Source organism: Myxococcota bacterium (assembly GCA_039030075.1).
Taxonomy (GTDB): Bacteria; Myxococcota_A; UBA9160; order UBA9160; family SMWR01; genus JAHEJV01.
In genome coordinates, this window is sequence record JBCCEW010000015.1 from 13,223 (window position 1) to 35,073 (window position 21,851).

Below are 21,851 nucleotides of genomic sequence, written 5' to 3' on the forward strand. Positions count from 1 at the left end.
AGGCGGGACGGCTAGCATGCCGGCCATGGCGTCGGGTGAGCAGGGGGCATGGCGGCGACCGCTGCGGCGGTTGCTGCTGACCGGCGTCGTCCTGCTCTACATCCTCTCCATCCCCTGGTATCGGGAGAGCGGGGCCGAGCCGGCGATCTGGTTCGGCTTGCCGGACTGGGTGGCCGTCGCGATCGGCTGCTACGTGGGCGCCGCGATCTTGAACGCCAGCGCCTGGATGCTGTCCGACCTGCGCGACCCGGGGGAGGGCGAGACCGAGGAGTCGTCCGCTTGAGCTTCGGAGCGCTCGGCCTGGTCGCGCTCGGGGGCTACCTGGTGCTGCTGCTCGGGATTGCCGAGCTGGCGCGTCGCTCCCGTCGCGAGCACAGCGCTGCCGATCACTTCCTGGCGGGCCGCGAACTCGGCGTGCTGGTGCTCTTCCTGACCCTCTACGCGACGGGCTACAGCGGCAACTCGCTGCTCGGGTACCCGGGCGAAGCCTATCGACGCGGCTTCTCCTGGATCATGGCCACCGGCTTCATGATGTCGATCGCGGTCGTGTTCCAGGTGTTCGCGCCGAAGTTCCGCCCGATCGCGGCCCGCGAACACTTCGTCTCGCCCGGCGACTGGGTGCGCTACCGCTTCGGCGGCGAGCGCTGGGGACGCGAGCTACGGATCGCCGTCGCGGTGCTGATGACGATCGCCCTCGCCAACTTCCTCTTCGCCCAGTTGAAAGCGCTCGGGTTGATGGCGGAGCAGGTGACGGAAGGCCTCGTTTCCTACGAGGTGGGCGTCTGCGTGCTCGCCGGCGTGATCCTCGCCTACGAGACGGTCGGTGGCATGCGCGCCGTCGCGTGGACCGACGCCGGCCAGTCCATTCTCATGATGGTGGGCCTCACGGCACTCGTCGTATGGCTCGTCGGCGATGTCGGTGGGCTCGAAGCGCTGACCCGGAGCATCCTCGAGATCCGCCCGGCGGCCGCCGTGGTGCCCGACGCGGTCGAGTGCGCCAACTGGGCGAGCAGCATCGCGTTGCTCGGCCTGGCGAGCGCCGTCTATCCCCAGGTGATCCAGCGCGTCTACGCGGCGCGCAGCGGCGCGGCGCTCAAACGCTCGTTCGCACTGATGACCTTCATGCCGCTGACCACCACGACGGTGGTCACCCTGATCGGCGTCGCCGCGATCCCGCGCTTCGCCGAGCTCGGCGGGGTCGAAGCCGACCGGGTGATGCCGCTCCTGCTGGGCGGGTGGGCCGAGCTCGGGGCGCTGGCGTCGGTGGCGGCGATCCTGGTCTTTCTCGGCGCCCTGGCGGCGATCATGTCGACGGCCGACTCGGTGCTGCTGAGTCTCGGCTCGGTCGTCGCCGAGGACCTGCTCGGAGAGCAGCACGGCGCGCGCGACACGGCGGTGCTCGGCAAGCGCATCGCTGCGGTCACGATGGTGGCGATGGCTGCGCTCGCCCTGGTGGCCCGCGACGTCACTCTCTGGGGTCTGATCGAGCTGAAGATGGAGCTCTTGATCCAATGCGTGCCGGCCTTCCTGATCGGCGTGCAGTGGACCCGCTTGCGCGGCGGGCCCCTCTTGCTCGGCCTCCTCGTGGGCAGCGCGATCGCCGTGGGGATCGGGCTCGGTCTGGGCGTGAAGCGCATCGGCGGCGTCCACGTCGGCGTGATCGGCCTGGGCGTGAACGCGGTGATCGCTTGCGCGGGCTCCTGGTGGGCGCGCGACGAGCGGGCTGCGACCTAGGCTCACACGTCGTTGGAGCTGCGCGCGTCCCAGGCGTCGAGGGCGGCGACGATCGCTTCGGCGGTGGTCGTCGGATCGTGCCGAACGAGCGGCGGGGGAGAGACGAGCGGGGCGATCCGCACGTCGCGCACACCGAGGGCTTCGAGGCCCGCCACGTCGACGTCGACGGGCCGCGCGTCCTCCGCTTCGTAGCGGCGCATGCGCTCCTCGGAGATCTCGCCTCCATGGGCGAGGACGATGTCGGGGACGCGTCCCGCGTAGCGCGCGATCTCTTCCACGTGCCGCACCGCGCTATAGCCCGGGGTCTCGTTCTGACGTGTCATCAGGTTGAGCACGTAGACGAGGGGCGCTTCGGCCTGATCGATCGCCTCGCGAATGCCCTCGACCAGCAGGTTGGGGAGCGTCGAGGTGAACAGGCTGCCCGGCGCGAGCACGATCGCGTCGCTGCGCGTTAGTACGCGCAGCGCATCCGGGTTGGCGGCGGCCTTCGGGTGGAGCCGCACCCGCTCGATGGGCACGGCCTGATCGGCGGCGACGCCGTCGATGGTGCCTTCGCCCTCGAGGGTGGAGCCGTCGGCGAGCTCGGCGATCAGATGGGCGTGGTCCCAGGTGACCGGGAGGACGCGTCCGTGGATCTGGAGCAGGCGTCCGATCGCGTCGACCGCTTCCTTCTCGGAGCCGAGCATGCGGCCCAGGGCCAGCAGGAAGAGATTGCCGAAGCTGCGGCCCGAGAGCGGTTCCTCCTCGAAGCGGAACGCGAAGAGCTCGCGCAGGAGCTTCGATTCGTCCGAGAGGGCGATCAGGCAGCGGCGCAGGTCTCCCGGCGGCAGCACGCCGAACTCGTCGCGCAGGCGACCCGAGTCGCCACCCGAATCCATCATCGTGACGATCGAGTTGATCTCGAGCTCGGGGTGGTGGCGCAACCCGCTCAGGACGTGGAACGAGCCGGTCCCCCCGCCGATCACCGCGATGGCGCGCGCCGGGCGGCGCGCGGACGTGGCCATGGCGCTAGCGGCTCGCCCAGTCGGCGAGCGGCTCGAGCAGGGCGGCGTCCGGCAGCTCGTCGCGCCAGGCCCTGCAGAGCCAGGCGATCGGCGCGGTGAGCGCCGGCAGGGCGTCGGTTCCCGGGGTCATGCGCGCCACCGCTTCGCGCAGCCAGGCGAGCAGGGCGTCGAGATCGGCGTGCTCGTTCTCGGCGAGCGCGCGGCGCAGGGCCGGGACGATCTCGCGCTCGAACTCGAGCTTGCGATCCAGGTCGATGATGTCGGGGAGCTGCAGCGCCGCATCCCCGAGTGAGAGATCGAGTCGGGCCAGCAGCTCGTTGTAGATCTGGCGTCCGAGGTCGTCGGCCTCGGCCCGGACCTCGGCGAGCAGCGCGCGTCCCTTCGCCTTCGGTCCGTCGCCCTGGGGCAGCAGCTGGATGTACGCCTTGAGCTTCGGCTCGGTGCCCGACGGCCGGACCGTCACGACGAAGCCCTCGGTCTCGATCTGGATCACGTTGCGGGGCAGCTTGTCCGATTCGCTGAGGAACGGACCGAACTCCTCCTCGTCCCAGAAGTCGAGCACGCGCCGCACCGCGAAGCCACACACCGAAGTGGGCTTGTTCTCGCGGAGCGCCGCCATGATGCGGTCCTTCTTGAGGATGCCTTCGGCGCCGAGCATCACGATCGAGCGGCTCACGTTGTCGTAGGAGCCGAGGTGCTCGAGGATGCCGATGTAGTAGTCCAGCAGGTTCTTGCCCTGGGTGCGCAGGCGCTGGTGCAGCGCGGCGAGGTACATGCACGCCGGCGACGCGTCCTTGTCGCGGATGCCGGGCAGCATGATCACGCCGTGGCTCTCCTCGGCGGCGAGCACGAGTCGGTCCGTCGACATCGACACACCGTTGTAGGACTCGCCGCGCTCGAGGCGCTTCAGGACGTCGGCCACGTATTTGAAGCCCACGAGCAGGTCGTCGACGATCGCCGAGTCGCCGGCTTCCGAGACGATGCGACCGAGGATCTTCGTGGTGACCGCGGTCTCGATCACGAGGCCCTTCCGCTGTGGACCCTCCGGGTCGAGCATCAGGAAGTAGCCGAGCACGGCTGCGATCTGATTGCCGTCGAAGTGGAACCAACTGCCGTCGTCGAGGCGGATCTCGAGTCCTACGCGGTCGGCGTCCGGGTCGGTCGAGAGCACGATCTCGGAGCCGTTCGCGTCGGCGAACTCGCGGGCGGGCTGGGTCGCCTGGAACACCTCGGGGTTCGGCGCCCGGAACGGGATCGCCGGGAAGGCGCCGTCGGCATGCTCGCCCTCGGGAACGATCACCGGGAAGCCCAGGTGCTCGAGCACGCGGCCGACCGTGTTCATCCCGCAGCCGTTGAGCGGCGTGTACGTGATCGTGTGGTCGGGCGACGGCGTGAGGTAGCCGTCGTAGAGGTTGGCGTAGAGGTCGAGGTAGGTGGCGTGGGCCGCGGCGGGCACCGCGCGGACCTTCCCCTTCGCCAGGGCCTCGTCGAAGGGGATCTCGCGGATGTCGGTGGCCTCGGCCATCACGTCGATCAGGCGCTGATCGTCCGGGGCGATCGGCTGGCTGCCGAAGGCGTCGTAGGTCTTGATCCCGTTGTCGTCGGGCGGATTGTGAGAGGCCGACATGTTGATGCCGCCCTTCGCCTCCAGCTCGGCGATCAGGAAGGAGAGCTCGGGCGTGGTGAGAGTGGCGGCGTCGTTCTCCGGGTCCTCGAACCAGGCCGTGATGCCGTTGCCGGCGTAGATCGAGCAGGCCAGCCGGCCGAGGGAGCGCGAGGATACGCCGAAGAGCGGGTGCTTCTCGCCGAGGAATCCGTAGGTGCCGGCCAGGTCACGGAACACGCGCACGTCGTTGGCCACGACGACGGTGAGGTCGTCGCGATCGCCGAGCGTGTTGCGCAGGTAGTCGCAGTGGCCCTGGACCGTCATGGCGACGGTCGTCTCGTTGATGCGGTTGGGGCCGTAGCCCACGCGTCCGCGTCGACCGCCCGTGCCGAAGGGCAGGACCTGCCAGAAGGCATCGAAGAGCAGGTCGATGTGGTCGTCGCCGAGGTGCTGCTCGAGGATCTCGGGGTGGGCGTAGGGCATGCGGCCCGACAGCCAGTCGCGCAGGTTCGCGGCGGCCGTGGCCCCGTTGGCGCCGAAGCGCTCTTCGAGCAAGGCACAAGTGGAATCGAGGGCGTCGTTCGCCATGGTCTCCGCCGAAGGTGGGAAGGGTTAGGAGCCGAGGCCCAGGCGCTCGCGGCGGTAGCTGCCCGACTGGACGGCTTCGCACCAGTCGGCGTTGGCGAGGTACCACTGCACGGTGGCGGCGAGGCCACTGGCGAGGTCGTGGGCGGGGCGCCAGCCGAGCTCTTCCTGGGCCCGGGTGGAATCGATCGCGTAGCGCCGGTCGTGGCCCGGGCGATCGGTGACGAACTGCTTCAGGTCCGTGTACGCGCCGAGACCCGCGGCCTGCATCGCCGGGTTCTCGGCGGCGGGGTGGGCCTTCTCGAGCTCGGCGCAGATCGTGTCGATGATCTCCATGTTCGGGCGTTCCCCGAAGCCGCCGATGTTGTACTTGCGGCCGGGCTTCCCGCGCTGGAGCGCGAGCAGGATGCCGGCGCAGTGGTCCTCGACGTAGAGCCAGTCGCGCACGTTCATGCCGTCGCCGTAGATGGGCAGCGGCTTCGCCTCGAGCGCGTTGATCACCATCAGCGGGATCAGCTTCTCCGGGAACTGATAGGGCCCGTAGTTGTTCGAGCAGTTGGTGATCAGCGCGGGGAGGCCGTAGGTCTCGTGGTAGGCGCGCACCAGGTGGTCGGCGCCCGCCTTCGAAGCCGAGTAGGGCGAGTTGGGCTCGTAGGGCGTGGTCTCGTGGAACGCGCCGGTGTCGCCGAGCGTCCCGTAGACCTCGTCGGTCGAGACGTGGAGGAAGCGGAAGGCGTCCCGCTCGTTCTCGGGCCGCTCGGACACCAGGTGGCGGGAAGCCTCGAGGAGCTCGAAGGTGCCGACCACGTTGGTGTGGATGAACTCGGCGGGCCCATCGATCGAGCGGTCGACGTGGGTCTCCGCGGCGAAGTTCAGGATCGCGGTGGGCGGGTAGTCGCGGAAGAGCTTCGCCACGTCGTCGCGGTTGGCGATGTCGCCCTGGACGAAGGCGAAGCGCTCGTTGGCCTCGACTTCGCGCAGGTTCTCGGGATTGCCGGCATAGGTGAGCTTGTCGAAGACGACGATACGCGCGTCGCTCTTCGCGAGTGCCAGACGCACGAAGTTGCAGCCGATGAAGCCGGCGCCGCCGGTAACGATCCAGGTATCCATGGCGTTATACGTAGGTTCCCGAAGGGGCCACCAGGCGACTGCTCGCCTTCTTGAAGCGCTCGACTTCGTCGCGGAAGTCGCCCGTGGTGACCGGTGTGACGTTCTCGCCGGCAGCTTCGCAACGCGCTTTGCGTCGCAGCACGGCGTGGAGGATGTGGACCCAATCGCCCGGTGCGGGCGGGCTCGAGCCGGCGACCACCGTCTCCCAGTCGATCTCCTGGAAGAGCGGTCGGCCGGCGCGCTTCTCGGCATCGCCGGCGTGGATCTGAAGTGTGGCCACGATGTCACCGGGCACGTTCGGCGTCACTTCGACGATGCGCTCGAGACGACCGGGCTGGGTGAAGGCGTGACGCAGGGTGTCCGGGTGGGCCGTCGCGCCCACGACGAGCACGTCGTCTGCGGCGATGGCGCGGTCGATCATGTCGAGCAGGAAGTCCATCACGGGACCGACCGGAAGATCGGGCCGGCGCGCTCCGATCTCTTCCGCCTGCAGGAACTCGAGTTCGTTGAAGAGGACGGTGACCGGCGGCATCTCGTCGAGCACGGCCGACCAGGCGGCGACCAGCTCGCCGACCTTCCCCCCGCGGTGGATCACCTCGAGCACGAGCTTCGGGATCGCGATCTCGAGGAAGGACGTGTTCGTGAGACTCGACAGCGCGCGCACCAGCAGCTGCTTGCCGACGCTGCGCTGTCCGATCAGCAGCACCCCGGTGGGCGGGTGGGTTCCCCAGCGGCCGTACACCTCGGGATCGGTGGCGGCGCAGGCGTAGGTCTGGATTTCGTCTTTCGCGTCGGCCAGGCCACCGATGCGTCCCAGCTCGTACTGGGGCATGGGCTCCAGCCGCGCGGATTGGGACATCGGCTCGAACTTGCGCGCAAAGCTGCCCCAGATGTTCTGGGCTCGTTCTCGAAGGATCGCGGGGTCTTCCATGGGGCCGGATTCTACCGCGTCTACCGGGTCGAGAAGAGGTCGGCGAGCTTGCCGTCGACGGAGGCGTTGCGCGCGCGGCTCCGGGCCCAATCGCGCAGCTCCTTGATGCGTTCTTCGTAGGTGTCGTAGAGGGGCACGGTCTCGTCGATGGCGTTGCGAAGATCGTTGTCCGAGAGCTCGCGCGACTCGGCGAAGGCGGCGTAGAGGCCGGCGGCCACCACCTGCTCGAGTTCGGCACCCGTGAGGCGCTCGGCGGCCAGCGCGAGTTCCTCCATGTCGTAGTGGAGCGGGTCGCGTCCGCGCTTGCGCAGGTGGATGCCCAGGATCTCGGAGCGCTCGTTCGCCGTCGGCAGGTCGACGAAGAAGAGCTCGTCGAAGCGACCGCGGCGCAGAAGCTCCGGCGGAAGGCCGGCGACGTCGTTCGCCGTGGCGACGACGAAGACGGGCTCCTGTTTCTCCGAGAGCCAGGTCAGGAACCAACCGAAGACCCGCGACGCCACGGGATCGCTCTCGGCGGCGGCGAAGCCCTTCTCGATCTCGTCGATCCACAGCACGGCCGGCGCGAGGGAGCCGGCGACTTCTACGGCTTCACGGAGGGCGAGCTCGGGGCTGCGATCGCCGCCGAAGGCCGCCGCAAGGTCGAGACGCAGAAGCGGGAACTGCCACTCGCGTGCGACCGCCCGAGCCGAAAGGGACTTTCCGCAGCCCTGTACGCCGAGCAGCAGCAAGCCCCGCGGCGGGGGCAGGCGGAACTTTCGCGCTTCGTCGGTGAAGGCGCGGCGTCGCTCGGCGAGCCAGCGCTTGAGTTCGGTGAGGCCACCGACGTCGGTGAGCCCGGTGTCGTCGTCGAGGAAACCGAGGGCCGGCGTGCGGTGCAGGGCGCGGCGCTTGTCGCGCACGATCTCGTCCACGGCTTCCGCGTCGAACTGGCCGGCGCTGCGCAGCGCCTTGCGAAGCACGCGCACCGCTTCGCCCGAGGAGAGACCGAGGGCGCCGCGGACGGCCTGGCCCATCGTCTCGGCATCGGGCGTGATCTGGCTCTGTTCGAGTACCCGCGAGAACAGGTGTTGCAGCTCGGGTCCGGTGGGCAGCGGCAGCTGCACGCGGCCGGCGTCGCGTTCGATCTCGACGGGTAACGGGACGATCGGGCCGGTCAACACGATCGTCTGCTTGCGCGTCCCCAGGAGAGGCAGGAGGTCGCGCAGGCGGCGCAGCCCGACCGCGTCGTCGAGCCAGCGGTGGGCGTCGAGCATCACGAAGAGGGCGGGTTCCTCGCAGCCGGCGATCGCCTCGATGCCGGCGTCGAAACCGCCCTGGCCCTGGCCATTCGTCGAGAGGCCGTTCGCGACGGTCCAGGAGACGCAACGGCGCTCGCTCGCCTGGGCGGCGCGCTCGAGCAGGTTCAGCGCCCGCTCTTCCTCGAAGGTCTCGAGGGCGACCAGGCGCCATCCGGCACGCACCAGGGTGCGCATCTCGTCGACGATTTGATTTCCGCTCATGCGTGTCGTGGGTTCTCGCAGGGGTGGGCGGTGAAACGGGAGACCGTCGGGCTCATTCCGTGTCGACCGTCACGCGCGCCACCTCTTCGTAGGTGGTCAGTCCGTCGGCGAGCTTGCGGAGTGCCACCTCGCGGAGGTTGTTCATGCCCTCGATGCGGGCCGCGCGATCGATCTCGTTCGCGTCCTTGCCTTCGTTGATCAGGCCACGCACGCGACGCCCGACGTCGAGCATCTCGAAGACGCCTGTCCGGCCGTAGAGGCCCGTGTGGCGGCACTCGACGCAGCCTTCGCCCCAGCGCACGACCAGGCGCTCACGGCGCTCCACGGGCACCTTGATCCCCAGGGCAGCGACCTGGTCGGGGTTGAGCGTGCCTTCCACCGCGCAGCGATCGCAGATGCGCCGGATCAGGCGCTGAGCGACGACGCCGCGCAGGACGCTCGACAGCAGGAAGGGTTCGACCCCGAGCTCGATCAGGCGCGTGACGGCGCCGGCGGCGTTCCGCGTGTGGAGGGTCGAGAAGACGAGGTGGCCGGTGAGCGCGGCCTGCACGGCCATCGCGGCGGTGTCGGCGTCACGGATCTCGCCCACCATGATGATGTCCGGGTCCTGACGGAGGATCGTGCGCAGGGCGTTCGAGAAGCTGATGTCGATCTGTGAGTTGACCTGCACCTGACAGAAGCGCGGGTCGACCATCTCGATCGGATCTTCCACGGTGGTGATGTTGATCTCGGGGCCCGAGAGGTAACGGAGAGTCGAGTAGAGACTCGTCGTCTTACCAGAGCCCGTGGGGCCGGTGACCAGGATCAGGCCGTTCGGGCAGGTGATCCATTTCTCGAAGCGTTCCCGCTCCTCGGCGTCGAAGCCGAGGTCCTGGAGGTCGGTCATCAGGATGCTCGGGTCGAAGACCCGGATCACGATCTTCTCGCCGAAGGCGGTGGCCATGCTCGAGACGCGGAGCTCGACCTCGCGCTCGGCGCGCGACGTCTTGATGCGGCCGTCCTGGGAGCGGCGCCGCTCGGCGATGTTCATGCCGGCGAGCACCTTTACGCGCGAGGTGACGGCCCCGTGCACGGGCAGGGGCAGGTTCTCGATGTCGTGGAGGATGCCGTCGATGCGGAAGCGGATCACCGCGTCTTCGGCACGCGGCTCGAGGTGGATGTCCGAGGCGCGCTGCTCGAACGCGTAGTTCAGCAGGTAGTCGACGGCCGCGATGACGTGCTCGTCGTTCTGGGTGGCGGCCAGCTCGGCGTTGCTGCGCAGCTCGACCAGCTGGACGAGGGCGCCCCCGGCACCGCCGGATCCCAGGTGCTGCTCGGCCTGGTTCACCTTCGAGCGGAAGCCGTAGACGCGATCGATGATCGCGATGATGTCGGCCTTCGACGAGACGACGTAGCGGAGCGGTGCCTGGATCAGCTGTTCGAGTGAGTCGCGCAGGGTGGTGTCGAAGGGGTCGGTGACCGCGAGGACGATCGCGTCCTTCTCGCGGGCGATCGGGATCACGACATGACGCCGTGCGAACGGACGCGAGAGGGTCTTCGCGACGAGATCGTTGTCGACCTTCAGGGGGTCGATCTTCCAGTACGGGGTCTGGGCCGCCTTGGCGAGCACCTGGGCGATGGCGTCTTCGTCGAGGCGTCCCTGCTTCGGGTCGGGGTGGGGCAGGCGGGCTGCGTCGATGATCTCGGAGGGCGAGACGTCGTAGCGTGCGGCCGCCTGGGAGCGGACCGAACCGACCTTCTCCTTGAGCACGCCGCTGCGCAGGGTGGTGGCGCGCGACTCGATCTCGCGGGCCTGGGGTTCTTCGACGAGCCCGTGCTGCACCAACAGCTCGAGGGTTTCGTCGAGGCCGAGGGCCGGGCGCATGGCGCCGCGCTGGACCGAGGCGCTGCTGGCCTGAGCCGGAGCGGCGGCCGGGGGGGGCTGCGGCGTTTCGTTCCGAGGGCGCTCTTGGGACATGAGCGGCGTATCGGCATTTTGGCCAGTGCGCAGGAGGCCCTGGGCCACCGGGATGCGTTCCAGTCTGACGCGAAAGCTCGCGGGAGGGCGAAAGCGCCTAGACTGCGGCCGTGCCGACCGAGCCCCTCGACGACGCCGGGCGCGCCCGCGCGCGCCGCGCCCTGATGCGCCGCGACCCGAAGCTCGGTGCCGTGATGCGCGAGGTGGGCGCGTGCGCCATGGAAGTGCGGGGCGACCCCTACCGGGCGCTGGTGCGCTCGGTGATCTTCCAGCAGCTGGCGGGCGCCGCGGCCCGCGCGATCGACGGGCGTGTGCGCAAACCCTACCGCGGGCGCTACCCCGCGCCGGCGCGGCTGCTCGAGGCCCCCGATCGTCAGCTGCGCGAGGCAGGCCTCTCGCGCCAGAAGATCGCCGCCGTTCGCGCGGTGGCCAGCGCCTTCGCCGACGGCACGCTCAGCAACCGGCGCCTGCGGCGCATGGACGACGACGACGTGGTGGCGGCGGTGACCCAGGTGCGGGGCATCGGCGAGTGGACCGCCCACATGCTGCTGATGTTCTCGCTCGGCCGCCCCGACGTGCTGCCCGTCGGTGACTACGGCGTCCGCAAGGGCGCGATGGAGCTCTACGGCCTCTCCGAGCTGCCCAAGCCGAAGGAGCTCACCGCCCTCGCCGAGCCCTGGCGCCCCTACCGCTCGGTGGCGTCCTGGTACCTCTGGCGGGTGGCCGACACGATCACGCCGGGGAGCTGAGGCCGGGTTCGCGACACTGGTCAGTGGGGTGCCGCGTCCCGTATGCTGGCGCGCGTCCGCTGGGAAGGGGTCTTGGAGGCCCCATGCCGTCGCCCAGACCTGCGACCCGAACGCCGATCCGACGTGACCCGCGCCCGTGGATGCTCTGCCTGCTCGCCAGCCTGACCCTGGCGGGCGCCCCGGCGAGCGCTGCCCCGATCACGCTCTCGTGGTCGGGCGTGATCGACGTGGTGAACGACCCGAACGGTGTGCTCGACCCGGCCGTGACCCTGGGTGCCGCGTTCACGGCCGAGCTGGTCTTCGACCCGGACACCGCGGTCGTGTCGGACACGCGCACGACGTCCACCGTCTACGCCACGAGTCCCGCGCCCGAGTTCAGCGTCTCGATCGGCGGGACGACGTTCACCCGGACGTGGGACGGGATCGTGATCGGGAACGACGACTCGGGGCAGAACGACTTCTGGGGCAGCTTGATCGAAATCGACCCGTTCCCAGCCACGTATCTCACCATCGAGTACCAGGACGCAACGTCGACGACGCTCTCGGACACGGACTTCTTCGTCCCGTCCGACTCCGACTTCTCCGGCTGGACCGAAGTGGCCATCGGCATCTTCTACCGAGGCGCGGACGACGCGGAGGCGTTCGGCACCGTCTTCGCCGTCCCCGAGCCCGGCACCGCCGCACTCCTCCTGCTCGGCCTGGCTTTGCTACCGCGGAGGCGGCGGTAGCCGAGTCGCTTCGAGCGGGGCGGCCGCAGGCCGCGCCGCGACCACCGACGAGCGTTGGGGAGCCGGAGCGAAGCGATGGCGTCCCCAACGGGAGTCGAACCCGTGTCGCCGCCTTGAAAGGGCGGTGTCCTAGGCCTCTAGACGATGGGGACGCGCGGGCCGCAGCATAGCGAGCTTCCCGCGGGTCACCCAATGGATGCCGCGCCGGCTCGGAGCCCGCCTGGACGCCACACGACCGGCTGGGAGACACTCGTTGGGTATGCCGATCTCCTGCTCGATCCGAGCCCGCCTCCACGGTTGCAGCGTGGCGCTATCGGCGTTTCTCGTCGTTGCGATCGTGGGCTGCGCGGGCCTCCTGCCTCCGCGCATCGACTGGTCGGATCCGGACGCGGTCGCCGCCGGCACCCGCTCCGAGCGCGACGACGACACGGGGGTGACCCGCTGGCTCGGTCCGGCCTACGACGCGGGCGACTACCGCTACCTGCTGCGCGCGGTCCAGCCGGCCGCCGGTGCCGACGCGGACCTGGCGGTCGAGCTCTACGTGGCGGCCCACTACCGCGGCTACCAATGGCGCGCCTACACCCAGGCCTTCGATGCCGAGGGACACGCGCTTCCCTTCGCCTGGCTGAACCGCGCCCAGGTCGATTGCACGGCCTACACCGGCGACCTCCAGGGCGGCTGCGCGGTGGTCGAGCGCTTCACCGCGGCCCTCGATCTGGAGCGTCTGCGCACGGCAGGCGAGGGGGGCTACGCCGTGACCGTCCACTCGAACGCCGGGCATGCCTCGACTCTGGTGCTTCCGGCGGCGTACGTCCGCGGCTTCCTGCGGCGGGCGGACGGCGGTGCGCTCGGCCGCGCACCGAACGACGTGGCCGCACCGAGGCCCGCGGCGCCCTAGCCGTCAGCGTCCGCGGCCTCGGGGCGCGGGTCCAGCCGGAAGAACCAGATCGCCTCCGGGTCGGCGGCTGCGTCGGCGAGCGGGGCCTGGAAGAAGCGCTCGGCCATCGCCTCGGACCGGATGCACAGCGCTTCGAGGCGGTCGGGGTCGGTTTCGCGCACCGCCTGGCGGACGAAGCGCTTCCCCGCGAGGCGGATCACCACTCGGCCATCGCGCAGCGCGTCCTCGTGCCAGTGCTTCAAGCGCCACACCAGGCCGAGGAACCAGCGGTAGCGCGGATCGACCCGCCGCCAGATGAACCCGAGATCGCAGGGGACGTAGAGCACGCCCTCGTGCACCAGGATGCCCGTGGTCCGCGAGACGCGTGTGGACTCGAGCTCGAGTTCGGCGAGCACGGTTCGCTCGGCGAAGTCCCAGTCGACGTCGGGATCCGTGACGCGCGGTCCTGCTTCGAGCGGCCCGCCCGGGAGCGGGCCGAGAGGGCCGTCGTGAAAACGGCGCACCGCGTGGACGCCGCCCCAGCCGGCGAGTCCGAGCAGGGCAAGGGTGTGGATTCCAGGCATGGCGGGTCTCCGGGGCGCGTACCGGAAGAGGGAGAGCAATCCGCGTGCCGCCGCGGAGCCGCCGTGCCGCCATCCCACGGCTCCGACCGCAGCCAGCGCGCTGCGGAGGTGCCGCGATCCGGTTGCAGGGGGTTGGGTGGCAGCGGGGTCGGTTGCAGCGGCTTGGGTGGCAGGGGTGCGGTCGGGCCGCTGGAGAAGACGCGGTCCATCGTTTCTCGACGCGCGGCTTCGCACTTCGGTCGGAATCGGCGCGGTTTGGGAATCGACCCGGGGGCGCATCGCCGGCACCTCTCGTCCCCGACGCGCACCCCGCGGTCGGTCCCGGTGGCAGCTCCCGGTATGGCTTCGATCCAATGCCCGCTTCGCTCGACTTCTCTCCGGCTCGCGACAGGGCTGCTGCTCGCGGTCGTCTGTGCGGGGAGCGCAGTCGCGATGCCTGCGCCCGGCGACGCCGGGCCGGTCGACTCGACGGTCGACGCCAACACCGGGGCCGCTCGCGTGCAGATCCCGATCGAGGTGCCGCCGGGAACGGCCGGGCATCAGCCCAGCCTGAGCCTCGTGTACTCGAGTCACGCCGGGGACGGTCTCCTGGGGGTCGGCTGGCGGCTGTTGCTCGGCGCACCGGCCGAGATCCGCTGCGCGATCCGCTTCGGGCGGCCCGACTACGCGAACTGCCCGCAGTACGAGATCGACGGCGAGCTCTTGCAGGGGCCCGACGCCGACGGCCACTACCACACCTTCGTCGAGTCGTTCCAGCGCTTCCGCATCGTGAACGACGCGGGCGTCGCCGATCGCGCCTGGGAGGTCACTGGCCTCGACGGCACCCGATTCCTCTACGGCCTCGACGCGAACGCGCGGGTCCACGACACGACCCATCCGGCCCAACCGATCGCGGCCTGGCACCTGTCCGAGATCCGCGACGTGCACGGCAACGCCATCGTCTTCCGCTACGACCGCAGCGAACTCGGCATGGCGGTTCCGCAGCGCGTGTCGTACGCGAACGGGCAGCGACGCGTGGAGTTCTTCTACGACGAGGCGCGCACCGACCCCCAGCATCACTTCGTGGGCGGCATCGAGATGCGCTTCAGCCGTCGCATGACGGACGTGCAGGTCTCGAGCCTCGTCGGGGGCGCCTACGCCCTGCATCACCGGCTGAAGCTCGGTTACGCGCCCAAAGGGGAGTACGCCACGAACCGCACCCGCCTCGCGTCGGTGCAGCGCTTCGGGAGTAGCTGCCCGATGCACCCCGCCAGCCTGGAAGGGTGCTCCGCGCTGCCGGCCCAGGAGTTCGACTACACGGACCCTTCGGACCCCGAGTTCGCGCAGGCCGCGAACTGGCAATGGGACGACCCGAGCGCGGCGCCGCTGGTGCCCCCGCCGCCCAGCCACATCTACGGGAACGTCGGGTTCGTCGGCGACAACGTGCTGGCCGACGTCAACGGTGACGGCCTGCCCGATCGGATCGAGGCCTGGTGCATCGGCGATGCCTGGCCCTGCGACGACTCCCTCGACGTTCCGCACAACGGCACCGGGCACGGCTCGAAGCGCGCGGTCTACCTCCACACCGGCGACGGCTGGCAGACGACGCCCGACCCGGTCTGGACGGCGGCGTTGCAGGCGCTGCGCTACGACGCACCCACCCTGACCGTGCGTCTCGCGCACGGTGGCTACGGGATCGGCGGTGCGCCGTACTGCGAAGCCACGCCGGGGAGCCTGCAGGCCGGTGTCTCCCTCAGCCAGCGCGGACGCTACGCGGACGATCTCGACACGGCCGCGCTGGCCGTGACCCCGCCGGCGAGTGCGACGAACGGCTACGGCGGTGCCCACACGATCGCCACCGACACGATCTTCCGCGTCGTGGACGTGAACGGGGATGGCTTCGCCGATCTGGTGGCGTCGAGTCGGGTGGGAGGCGTCTGGAAGAAGTGGGATGCCGCCTGCGCGGCCTATCTGCCGCCGGCCCAGCACGCCTACGTCGACGCGCGCGCCCAGGTCGTGTTCCTGAACAACGGGCGCGATGGCTGGGCTCGCGAGCCGTCGCTCGAGAGTGGCCTACCGGCCTTCGACGCGATGGAGATCAGCGACAGCGAGAGCGGCGACTACGACTGCCAGACGCGCTCCTGGTACGGGCTCGACGTGATGAACGCGGACCCGCCGAACGTCCCGGGCTACCAGGTCTTTCCCTGGGCCGTGTGTCGCCAGTGGGTGCAGTTCCCGTTTGCCTTCGTGGAACTCACAGGAGACGGGCGCGTCGACCTGCTCGCCCTCGAACCCAGCGACCCACGCCATCTGCCGTCGTGGTACGACGACCCGGCGCTCTACGACTACAACCTGAATCCGGTCGTCACGCGGGCGTGGGTGCAGGAGCTCCAGCCCGACGGGGCGTACGCCTGGCGGCGGGCGCCCGAGTTCGACCTGCGCGACCCGGAGACCGGGACGGCCCTCCACCACGTGCACATGCAGCACCATCCCACGCTGGACTGGCGCTTCAGCACGCCGCCGGGTCCCCACGATTCGAACGCGACCTCGATGCTGGCCTGGGACGAGGGGTTCCGGTTCATCGACGTGAACCTGGACGGTCTCACCGACGTCGTCTGGGCGGATCCGGTCGCGGCCGCCGGCTTCGCGCTGCCCGACCACCCGAGTGAGTCGGTGGGAGCGCTGTTGAACACCGGCTCGGGATGGTGCGGCGTAACGCCCACCGCGCCCTGCGCCGATGCGACCCGCTTCCTCCCCCCGTTCTGGATCTCGGGCTCGGCGACGCCGGTCGAGGGCATCCCCGGCAACGCCTTCTTCGAGACCGATGGGTTTCCGTTGCACGACGTGAACGGCGACGGTCGGCCCGATGGCTACGACGCGCCCGGGACGGCCCTGGATCCCTACCTCTACTCGCCGAACGGAAGTGCGGCGTCGGTCTGGCAGGTGGACGAGACCGGGCGTTTCGACGTCCAGGGGGCGGACAAGGCCGGGGAACGGGACCTGAACGGGGACGCGGCCGTCGAGTCGGCGATCGGCTGGCGATCCCAGAGTTTCCTTCCCGACCTGCTGCGCGAGATGCGCAACGGCCGCGGCGGCGTCATGCGCTTCGCCTACACGACCCCGGGCGCCCAGCGCGACGCGGCTCTGGAATCGGCTGCCGAGCTCGACGCCCTGGGCCCGGAGGCGAAGGAGCCGCCGCCGCCCGGCGACGCCCGCCGGGTGCGCTTCGAGGCCCGGCCCGTCGTCGCCGAGGTGACGGTGACGGGCCCGAATCGGGCGCCGGCGACGACCCGGTACCAGTACGCCCGTCCCCTGTGGTGCCCGAAGCACCGCTCCGGGTTGGGGTTCCGGCTGGTCCGGCGCATTCGCGCAGACGGCGCCGAGGTCGATGCCTACTTCCACCAGGACCACGGCCGGGCAGGGCGCCTCTCCCGACAGATCGTGCGCGAGGGAGGCGCAGTACTCCATGTACACGAGGAGACCTGGGAGCTGGCGAGCGCGGCGATCCCGGGCGCCTACACGGGCGAAGGTCCGGGCGCGACGGGGGCTGCCGAGGCGTCCCGGGTGGGGCGGCTCGTGGAGCAGTCGAGCGGCTTCGAATACGGGACGGCACCCGGGCAGGACCCGGGCGCGGTCGAGCACGTCGTCCTGACCTACGACGACGCGCACGGCTTCAACTTCGCCGCGACCCGGTCGACCCGCTCGGTGACGGACGCGGTGGTGTCGACGCGGACGCCGCAGGCCCTGACGTCGACCCAGGCCGACCATTGGCTCCATGGTCTGGTGCAGCGTCAGGTCGAGACGGACCCGTCCGGCACACGGATCTACGGCGACGTGTCGTTCGGCTACACGCCCGAAGGGCGCGTCGCGACCGAGATCCGGGTGCAGGCCCGGCGCGACGGAGCGCTGCCGACGCCTCCCTTCGCCGCCAACGGGTTCGTGCAGCACTACGCGTACGACGCGGTGGGCAACCTCGTCTCGGAGACCGACGCGAACGGCCACACGATGCGCTTCTGCTACGACGGCCTGGCGCCTGCGGGGAGTGATTGCCCGCACGGCGTGGGCGCGGGGACCGTGCGCACCCGCACGCGGGACGCCGCGGGCGAATGGACGCTCTACGACCCTGATCCGGTCTTCGGCGTTTCCACCGGGATGCAGTCTCCCTACCGCGACGAACCTGCGACGCGAGCGATCCTCGACGACTTCGGTCGGGTAGTGGCCGAGTTCGCCACGCCCGACGGCGAGCCCGAGCAGCTGTTGGCGACCACCCACTTCGACGACTTCGCGATGCCGCCGACGTCCGAGCGCACGGTTCTCGTCGACGGGGCGGGCCTCGGGGACCCGATCGTCCGCTTCCAGGTCTCGGACGGCTTTGGTGGCACGTGGAAGTCCGTCGAGGAGGTTCCTGCCCAGGGCGGGTTGGCCCGCTACGTCTGCACGGCGACCTACGTCGATCCGGCGGTCCGGTCCTCGCGCCAGCTGGCGCCGCGGTCGAGTGGGCCCGACTGCGCGGGCATCAGCGGAGCGACCGAGGCGCCGGCGACCGTCACCGTGCACGACGCGGTCGGGCGGACGCTGCGCACCGAGACGCCCGATGGCGTGGCGCTGGCGCGCTTCGACGCAACCCTCGACTCGGTCGTCGCGCCCGATGGGGCGGTCGTGACGGCGACCGTGGACCGGGTGCTGACGAAGAACCCGAAAGGCGATGTCGAGGTGCGCCTGGTCGACGGCGAACGGGTCGCCGCGGTCCACGAGTGTCACAACCCCCCGGATCCGACCCTGGTGAGCCTCGGCGGCGTGGACTGCAGCACCCCCGACCGGACGCTCTACGGCTACGAGGCCGGTTCGCCCAAGGTGGTCTACGACCCACTCGCCGGGCCCGGCTACGACGATCCGCGTCACCGACTCGTCTACCACTACGACACGCTCGGTCGGGCCGTCGAAGTAGAGCACCCGGACGCCGGGACGTCCTTCAGCGAGTTCGACGGGAAGGGGAACCCGCTCTGGACGCGCAATGCACGACAGCAGACGCGCGCGTACCAGTACGACGTCCTGGATCGCCCGACCCTCATCACGACACCGGCCGGCGAAGCGGACGTGACCATCGCCTACCGCGCCGGGGAGCGTCAGTCGGGCATCGAGTCGACGTCGAGCTACAACAAGACGCTCTTCTTCGACGGGTTCGGGCGGCCGCGTCAGCGCATCCTTTTTCAGGACGGAGGCTGGCTCACGACCGACTACGAGTACGACCTCACCGGTCGTGTCACCTGGTCGAAGCACGGGGGCGTGCCCTCGGGTACCCACTTCGTCTACGACAAGGCGTACCTCACGCGCGTGTGTCGCGAACGCTGTGACAGTGCCGATGCGGTCCCCTATCTCGACACCGTGACCTATGACGACCTGGGTCGGCGGCGGTCGGTGGCGATGCCGGGCGGCACCCGGAGCTTCGCGTACGTCGAGGACCTGCTTCCTCCGCCTCTGCCTGCGGCACAGACGCGCCGGCTGGTGTCCGACCGCTTCACGAGCCAACACACGCCGTACACGGTCGAGCTCGCCTATCTGGGGTACGACGGCCTCGGCAACGTGACGAGCCTGGCCGTCTCGAGCGAGAACGGCGAGCTCGATGTGGCGAGCGAGTACGCCTACGACCACCGGAATCGCCTGAGCGCGTGGACCCGGAACGGGACGAGCCTGGCCTACGCGTACGATGCCCTGGGCAACCTGGTGACCCACGCGGGTGAGACCCAGGTGTTCGGGGTGCTGCCGGATCCACCCCACGCCGTTTCGTTCCGGCCGGCAGAGACCGGGCCCGGCGCGGCAGCCTACGACTACGACGCCTCGGGCAACGTGAGCGCGATCTCGCAGCCCGGGAAGGATCGTCACTATCGCTTCGATTCCGCGAACCGGCTGGTGTGCGTGGGAACGGCCGTCGGGCTCTGCAATGTCCTGTCGGTGCACTACGACCGGTCGGGGAATCGGTTGAAGGAGGTGGCGGGCGACGTCACCCGGCGCTTCGTCGACGGCCAACTCGTCCAGGAGGAACGGCCGGGCTACGAACGCGAGATCCGCGTCGAGGTGATGGCCTTCGGGGAGCGCGTGGCGTTCACCGACTGGCGCGGCGACCCGCCCGAGGCCTGGGTGGTCCAGGGACAGCGCGTTCCGCCGTGGCTGCCCTGGCTCCCGCTCGCAGTGCTCGGCGGCTGGGCGCTCTGGCTCGGCGTGCGCGGGGGACTGGTTCTCGGGGTGGTGCGGCGGCCTGGCTACGCGACGGTGGCGGGGCTCGTCGCCGCTCAGCTGGCGCTCCCGCTGCCCGTGTGGTCTGGCGGTGGCAGCGCACAGCTCCCGACCGATCGCTGGGTGATCTCGGACCGCATCGGAAGCGGGGTCGTGGTCATCGACGAGAACGGCGATCGGGTTCGGCACCTGCGCTTCGCACCCTATGGCCGGCTCGATGCGGAGGTGGACCTCGGTGCATCGGGGCGTCGCCACTACGCCGGCCATCCGCAGCAGGCCGAGACCGGCCTCACCTACATGCGCGCGCGCTGGCAGGATCCCCAGTCGGGAGGCTTCCTCTCGGTCGACCCGGTGTTCCGGGTGGGCGACCCGAAACGCATGAACGGATACACCTACGCCGAGGGAAACCCGCTGTCGCGGGTGGATCCGACCGGGCTCGAGGTGGCGCCGCGTTCGCGCCCGAAGCACTGGAACACCAGCCGCGGCTACGTCGGTCGCGGCGGGAGCCTGTTGGTGAGCGTCGGGGGCGGGAATGCCGGCGGCGGCTTCGGGCTGTTCGTGAAGAGCTGGGGGACCCAGCCCGCCGAGTACGCGGGCGGTGGCTACGACGGTCCCGACCGCTCGGATGGGGCAGGCCGGGGCCCGGCTCCGATCGAGGCGCTGGGGAGCTTCCTCGGGGGCCTCGTGAGCTTCCTGATCGGCGACAACTTCGGCGCCGCTTGGCGGCGCTCGGCGGTCGACCTGGTGAACGGGCGGTTCGGCCAGAGCACGCTCGGCCGTTGGCTGCCTCGCACGCTGGATTCGATCATCGGATACGTCCGGGGCCTGGAACCCGGCGACAGGTACTGGGCGCGGGAGGGGATGAACGGATGGCATGCGGGTACGAACGCGGCTCTCACCGGGTCTTTGGGACTCGTCGGTGCTCCGCTTCTACTCGCGGGAGGGGTGCTCCACGAGACGCCGCTGGATTTCAAATCGTTCGCGGCAGAGACACGACAGGGGATGGTCAACCATGCGCTTGACTCGGTCTCCGACATCGCGGCGAACATCGTCGGCATCTCTTTGGGGTTGGCGGTTCCGAGCACCTCCGTCGCGATAGACTTGGCGACGAGTATCGGGCACAAGATTCCCGGACCCGGGGAGATCGACCCCGCCTTTGGCGGAGCAGGCCACTACGCGGGCAATCCCGCGCACGCATGGGAGTGGTATCAGTGATCCGACGCGAGGGAGTCTGCCTCTTGGTGTGCCTGTTCGTGACCGCGTGTGCGACCACTCGGCCGTTGCCGCCGGTTGGCGAATACGTCGGCGAGGGTGGCGAGCGAGTACGGATTCTGGCTGGTGAGCGAATCGAGTTCGATGTCTCGATCCAGGGCACACCGATTCAGAGGTCTTTCGACTACGACGTGGACTTGGCGGGCCGCATCTACCCCCACCCCATGACCTCCGTCGAAGCGGTCGACGGCGTGGGACGCGTCGAGTGGCTCTGGAAGGACGACGAGATCGTCGCGTGGGACGAGGAGCGGCGAACCCTCAAGCGCTACCGCCGCGCACCTGCCGACTAGCCCTTACACCCCGTCCGACAGCCCGATCGCCGGCAGGATCACCTTCAGGAAGAGGTTCGCAATCTTGCGGTGACCCGCGTTGTTCGGGTGGAAGCCGTCGACGCTGCTGACGCACTGGCTGGCCACCGGCGAAGCGGCCATGGGAACGAGCAGCACCTCGTAGCGGCTCACCTGGCGCTGGATCGCGGCGTTGAAGGCGTCGACACGGGCCTTCGTCACGAACGCGTTGGGCTCCTCGCGGAAGCGGGGAATCATCGTGAGATCCGGGAGGTCGCCCACCACGATCGTGGCTTCCGTCTCCTCGGTGAGTAGTTCGAGGATGGCCTCGAGGTGGGTCTCGAAGGTGTCCGGGTCTTCCCCGGCGATCACGTCGTTGGTGCCGGTCCAGAGCGTGACGAGATCCGGGCGCAGCCCGCTGCGCAGAGCGAGGGTCAGGACGTCTCGGATGCCGCGGGCATCCGCCGCCGGAATGCCGAGGTTGAGCAGGCGGACGTCTTCGACCTGGCGATCCAGGGCGTCCCGGATCTGCCAGACGTAGCCCTGCTTCAGCGGGACGGCGCCGATGCCCACCGAATCGCTCGCGCCGAAGGCGGCGTAGATGATCTCGGACGGCACGCGTGACGCGCAGCCGCCGCCGAGCAGCAGGACCAGAGTCAGGGCGAGGCCGAGGAGCCTCCGGTTTGCGCTCTGGGCAGCTCGTCGCATCGTGTTT

15 protein-coding genes and 1 tRNA gene are annotated in these 21,851 nt (G+C 70.0%); 7 read left to right on the forward strand and 9 right to left on the reverse strand.

What is annotated here, in order from left to right; all coding sequences use genetic code 11:
* Positions 1-25 precede the first annotated feature (25 nt).
* Both AAF430_16095 and AAF430_16100 read left to right on the forward strand, forming a co-directional pair.
* A complete protein-coding gene (locus AAF430_16095; protein ID MEM7411753.1) occupies positions 26-283 on the forward strand; it encodes a hypothetical protein in 258 nt (85 codons plus the stop codon).
* Positions 280-1,734, forward strand: coding sequence for a sodium:solute symporter family protein (locus AAF430_16100; protein ID MEM7411754.1), 1,455 nt, complete (start codon positions 280-282; stop codon positions 1,732-1,734). Before AAF430_16095 ends, AAF430_16100 begins: the two co-directional genes overlap by 4 nt.
* Before the next feature lie 2 nt (positions 1,735-1,736).
* On the opposite strand, the gene AAF430_16105 is transcribed toward AAF430_16100, so the two are convergent.
* The 6 genes from AAF430_16105 to AAF430_16130 are packed head-to-tail and all read right to left on the reverse strand — an operon-like array spanning position 1,737 to position 10,426.
* Entirely contained in the window at positions 1,737-2,738 is a 1,002-nt protein-coding gene (locus tag AAF430_16105) for a gluconeogenesis factor YvcK family protein (GenBank protein MEM7411755.1), read from the reverse strand.
* A 4-nt stretch (positions 2,739-2,742) separates the two neighbouring features.
* Positions 2,743-4,932 (reverse strand): hypothetical protein, encoded by a 2,190-nt coding sequence (locus AAF430_16110; protein MEM7411756.1) that lies wholly within the window; start codon positions 4,930-4,932, stop codon positions 2,743-2,745.
* Positions 4,933-4,956: 24 nt separating this feature from the next.
* Complete coding sequence (rfbB, locus tag AAF430_16115) at positions 4,957-6,039, reverse strand: dTDP-glucose 4,6-dehydratase (GenBank protein ID MEM7411757.1); 1,083 nt, start codon at positions 6,037-6,039, stop codon at positions 4,957-4,959.
* A gap of 4 nt (positions 6,040-6,043) precedes the next feature.
* Positions 6,044-6,970 carry an ATP-binding protein gene (locus AAF430_16120; protein ID MEM7411758.1) on the reverse strand — a complete coding sequence of 309 codons (927 nt, stop codon included), beginning with the start codon at positions 6,968-6,970 and terminating at the stop codon, positions 6,044-6,046.
* Between the two features lie 20 nt (positions 6,971-6,990).
* A complete protein-coding gene (locus AAF430_16125; GenBank protein ID MEM7411759.1) occupies positions 6,991-8,469 on the reverse strand; it encodes an AAA family ATPase in 1,479 nt (492 codons plus the stop codon).
* A 52-nt stretch (positions 8,470-8,521) separates the two neighbouring features.
* Positions 8,522-10,426, reverse strand: coding sequence for a GspE/PulE family protein (locus AAF430_16130; GenBank protein ID MEM7411760.1), 1,905 nt, complete (start codon positions 10,424-10,426; stop codon positions 8,522-8,524).
* 110 nt (positions 10,427-10,536) lie between these two features.
* On the opposite strand from AAF430_16130, the gene AAF430_16135 reads away from it, so the two are divergent.
* The gene (locus AAF430_16135; protein MEM7411761.1) at positions 10,537-11,175 is read left to right on the forward strand and encodes a DNA-3-methyladenine glycosylase 2 family protein; all 639 of its coding nucleotides are present in this window, start codon (positions 10,537-10,539) and stop codon (positions 11,173-11,175) included.
* Between the two features lie 83 nt (positions 11,176-11,258).
* Positions 11,259-11,903 (forward strand): PEP-CTERM sorting domain-containing protein, encoded by a 645-nt coding sequence (locus AAF430_16140; GenBank protein ID MEM7411762.1) that lies wholly within the window; start codon positions 11,259-11,261, stop codon positions 11,901-11,903.
* A 76-nt stretch (positions 11,904-11,979) separates the two neighbouring features.
* Here the strand turns inward: AAF430_16140 and AAF430_16145 are convergent.
* Positions 11,980-12,055 (reverse strand) — tRNA-Glu (locus AAF430_16145).
* Positions 12,056-12,162: 107 nt separating this feature from the next.
* On the opposite strand from AAF430_16145, the gene AAF430_16150 reads away from it, so the two are divergent.
* Positions 12,163-12,801 carry a hypothetical protein gene (locus AAF430_16150; GenBank protein ID MEM7411763.1) on the forward strand — a complete coding sequence of 213 codons (639 nt, stop codon included), beginning with the start codon at positions 12,163-12,165 and terminating at the stop codon, positions 12,799-12,801.
* Here AAF430_16150 and AAF430_16155 read toward each other — a convergent pair.
* Positions 12,798-13,364: a hypothetical protein gene (locus tag AAF430_16155; protein ID MEM7411764.1), complete on the reverse strand. Its 567-nt coding sequence runs from the start codon at positions 13,362-13,364 to the stop codon at positions 12,798-12,800. The genes AAF430_16150 and AAF430_16155 overlap by 4 nt on opposite strands.
* A 432-nt stretch (positions 13,365-13,796) precedes the next feature.
* Here AAF430_16155 and AAF430_16160 point away from each other — a divergent pair, with 432 nt between their 5' ends.
* Both AAF430_16160 and AAF430_16165 read left to right on the forward strand, forming a co-directional pair.
* Complete coding sequence (locus AAF430_16160; protein MEM7411765.1) at positions 13,797-20,792, forward strand: SpvB/TcaC N-terminal domain-containing protein; 6,996 nt, start codon at positions 13,797-13,799, stop codon at positions 20,790-20,792.
* 221 nt (positions 20,793-21,013) lie between these two features.
* Positions 21,014-21,139, forward strand: a complete 126-nt coding sequence (locus tag AAF430_16165; protein MEM7411766.1) for a hypothetical protein — start codon at positions 21,014-21,016, stop codon at positions 21,137-21,139.
* Positions 21,140-21,142: 3 nt separating this feature from the next.
* Here AAF430_16165 and AAF430_16170 read toward each other — a convergent pair whose 3' ends face one another.
* On the reverse strand, positions 21,143-21,844 hold the full coding sequence (locus AAF430_16170; protein MEM7411767.1) for a GDSL-type esterase/lipase family protein: 702 nt from the start codon (positions 21,842-21,844) through the stop codon (positions 21,143-21,145).
* Positions 21,845-21,851 lie beyond the last annotated feature (7 nt).

Coding starts and splice junctions, on each gene's coding strand:
- AAF430_16095 (MEM7411753.1), top strand. CDS start 26: ATGGCGTCGGGTGAGCAGGGGGCATGGCGGCGACCGCTGCGGCGGTTG.
- AAF430_16105 (MEM7411755.1), bottom strand. CDS start 2,738: ATGGCCACGTCCGCGCGCCGCCCGGCGCGCGCCATCGCGGTGATCGGC.
- AAF430_16110 (MEM7411756.1), bottom strand. CDS start 4,932: ATGGCGAACGACGCCCTCGATTCCACTTGTGCCTTGCTCGAAGAGCGC.
- rfbB (MEM7411757.1), bottom strand. CDS start 6,039: ATGGATACCTGGATCGTTACCGGCGGCGCCGGCTTCATCGGCTGCAAC.
- AAF430_16120 (MEM7411758.1), bottom strand. CDS start 6,970: ATGGAAGACCCCGCGATCCTTCGAGAACGAGCCCAGAACATCTGGGGC.
- AAF430_16125 (MEM7411759.1), bottom strand. CDS start 8,469: ATGAGCGGAAATCAAATCGTCGACGAGATGCGCACCCTGGTGCGTGCC.
- AAF430_16130 (MEM7411760.1), bottom strand. CDS start 10,426: ATGTCCCAAGAGCGCCCTCGGAACGAAACGCCGCAGCCCCCCCCGGCC.
- AAF430_16140 (MEM7411762.1), top strand. CDS start 11,259: ATGCCGTCGCCCAGACCTGCGACCCGAACGCCGATCCGACGTGACCCG.
- AAF430_16150 (MEM7411763.1), top strand. CDS start 12,163: ATGCCGATCTCCTGCTCGATCCGAGCCCGCCTCCACGGTTGCAGCGTG.
- AAF430_16155 (MEM7411764.1), bottom strand. CDS start 13,364: ATGCCTGGAATCCACACCCTTGCCCTGCTCGGACTCGCCGGCTGGGGC.
- AAF430_16160 (MEM7411765.1), top strand. CDS start 13,797: ATGCCTGCGCCCGGCGACGCCGGGCCGGTCGACTCGACGGTCGACGCC.
- AAF430_16165 (MEM7411766.1), top strand. CDS start 21,014: ATGACCTCCGTCGAAGCGGTCGACGGCGTGGGACGCGTCGAGTGGCTC.
- AAF430_16170 (MEM7411767.1), bottom strand. CDS start 21,844: ATGCGACGAGCTGCCCAGAGCGCAAACCGGAGGCTCCTCGGCCTCGCC.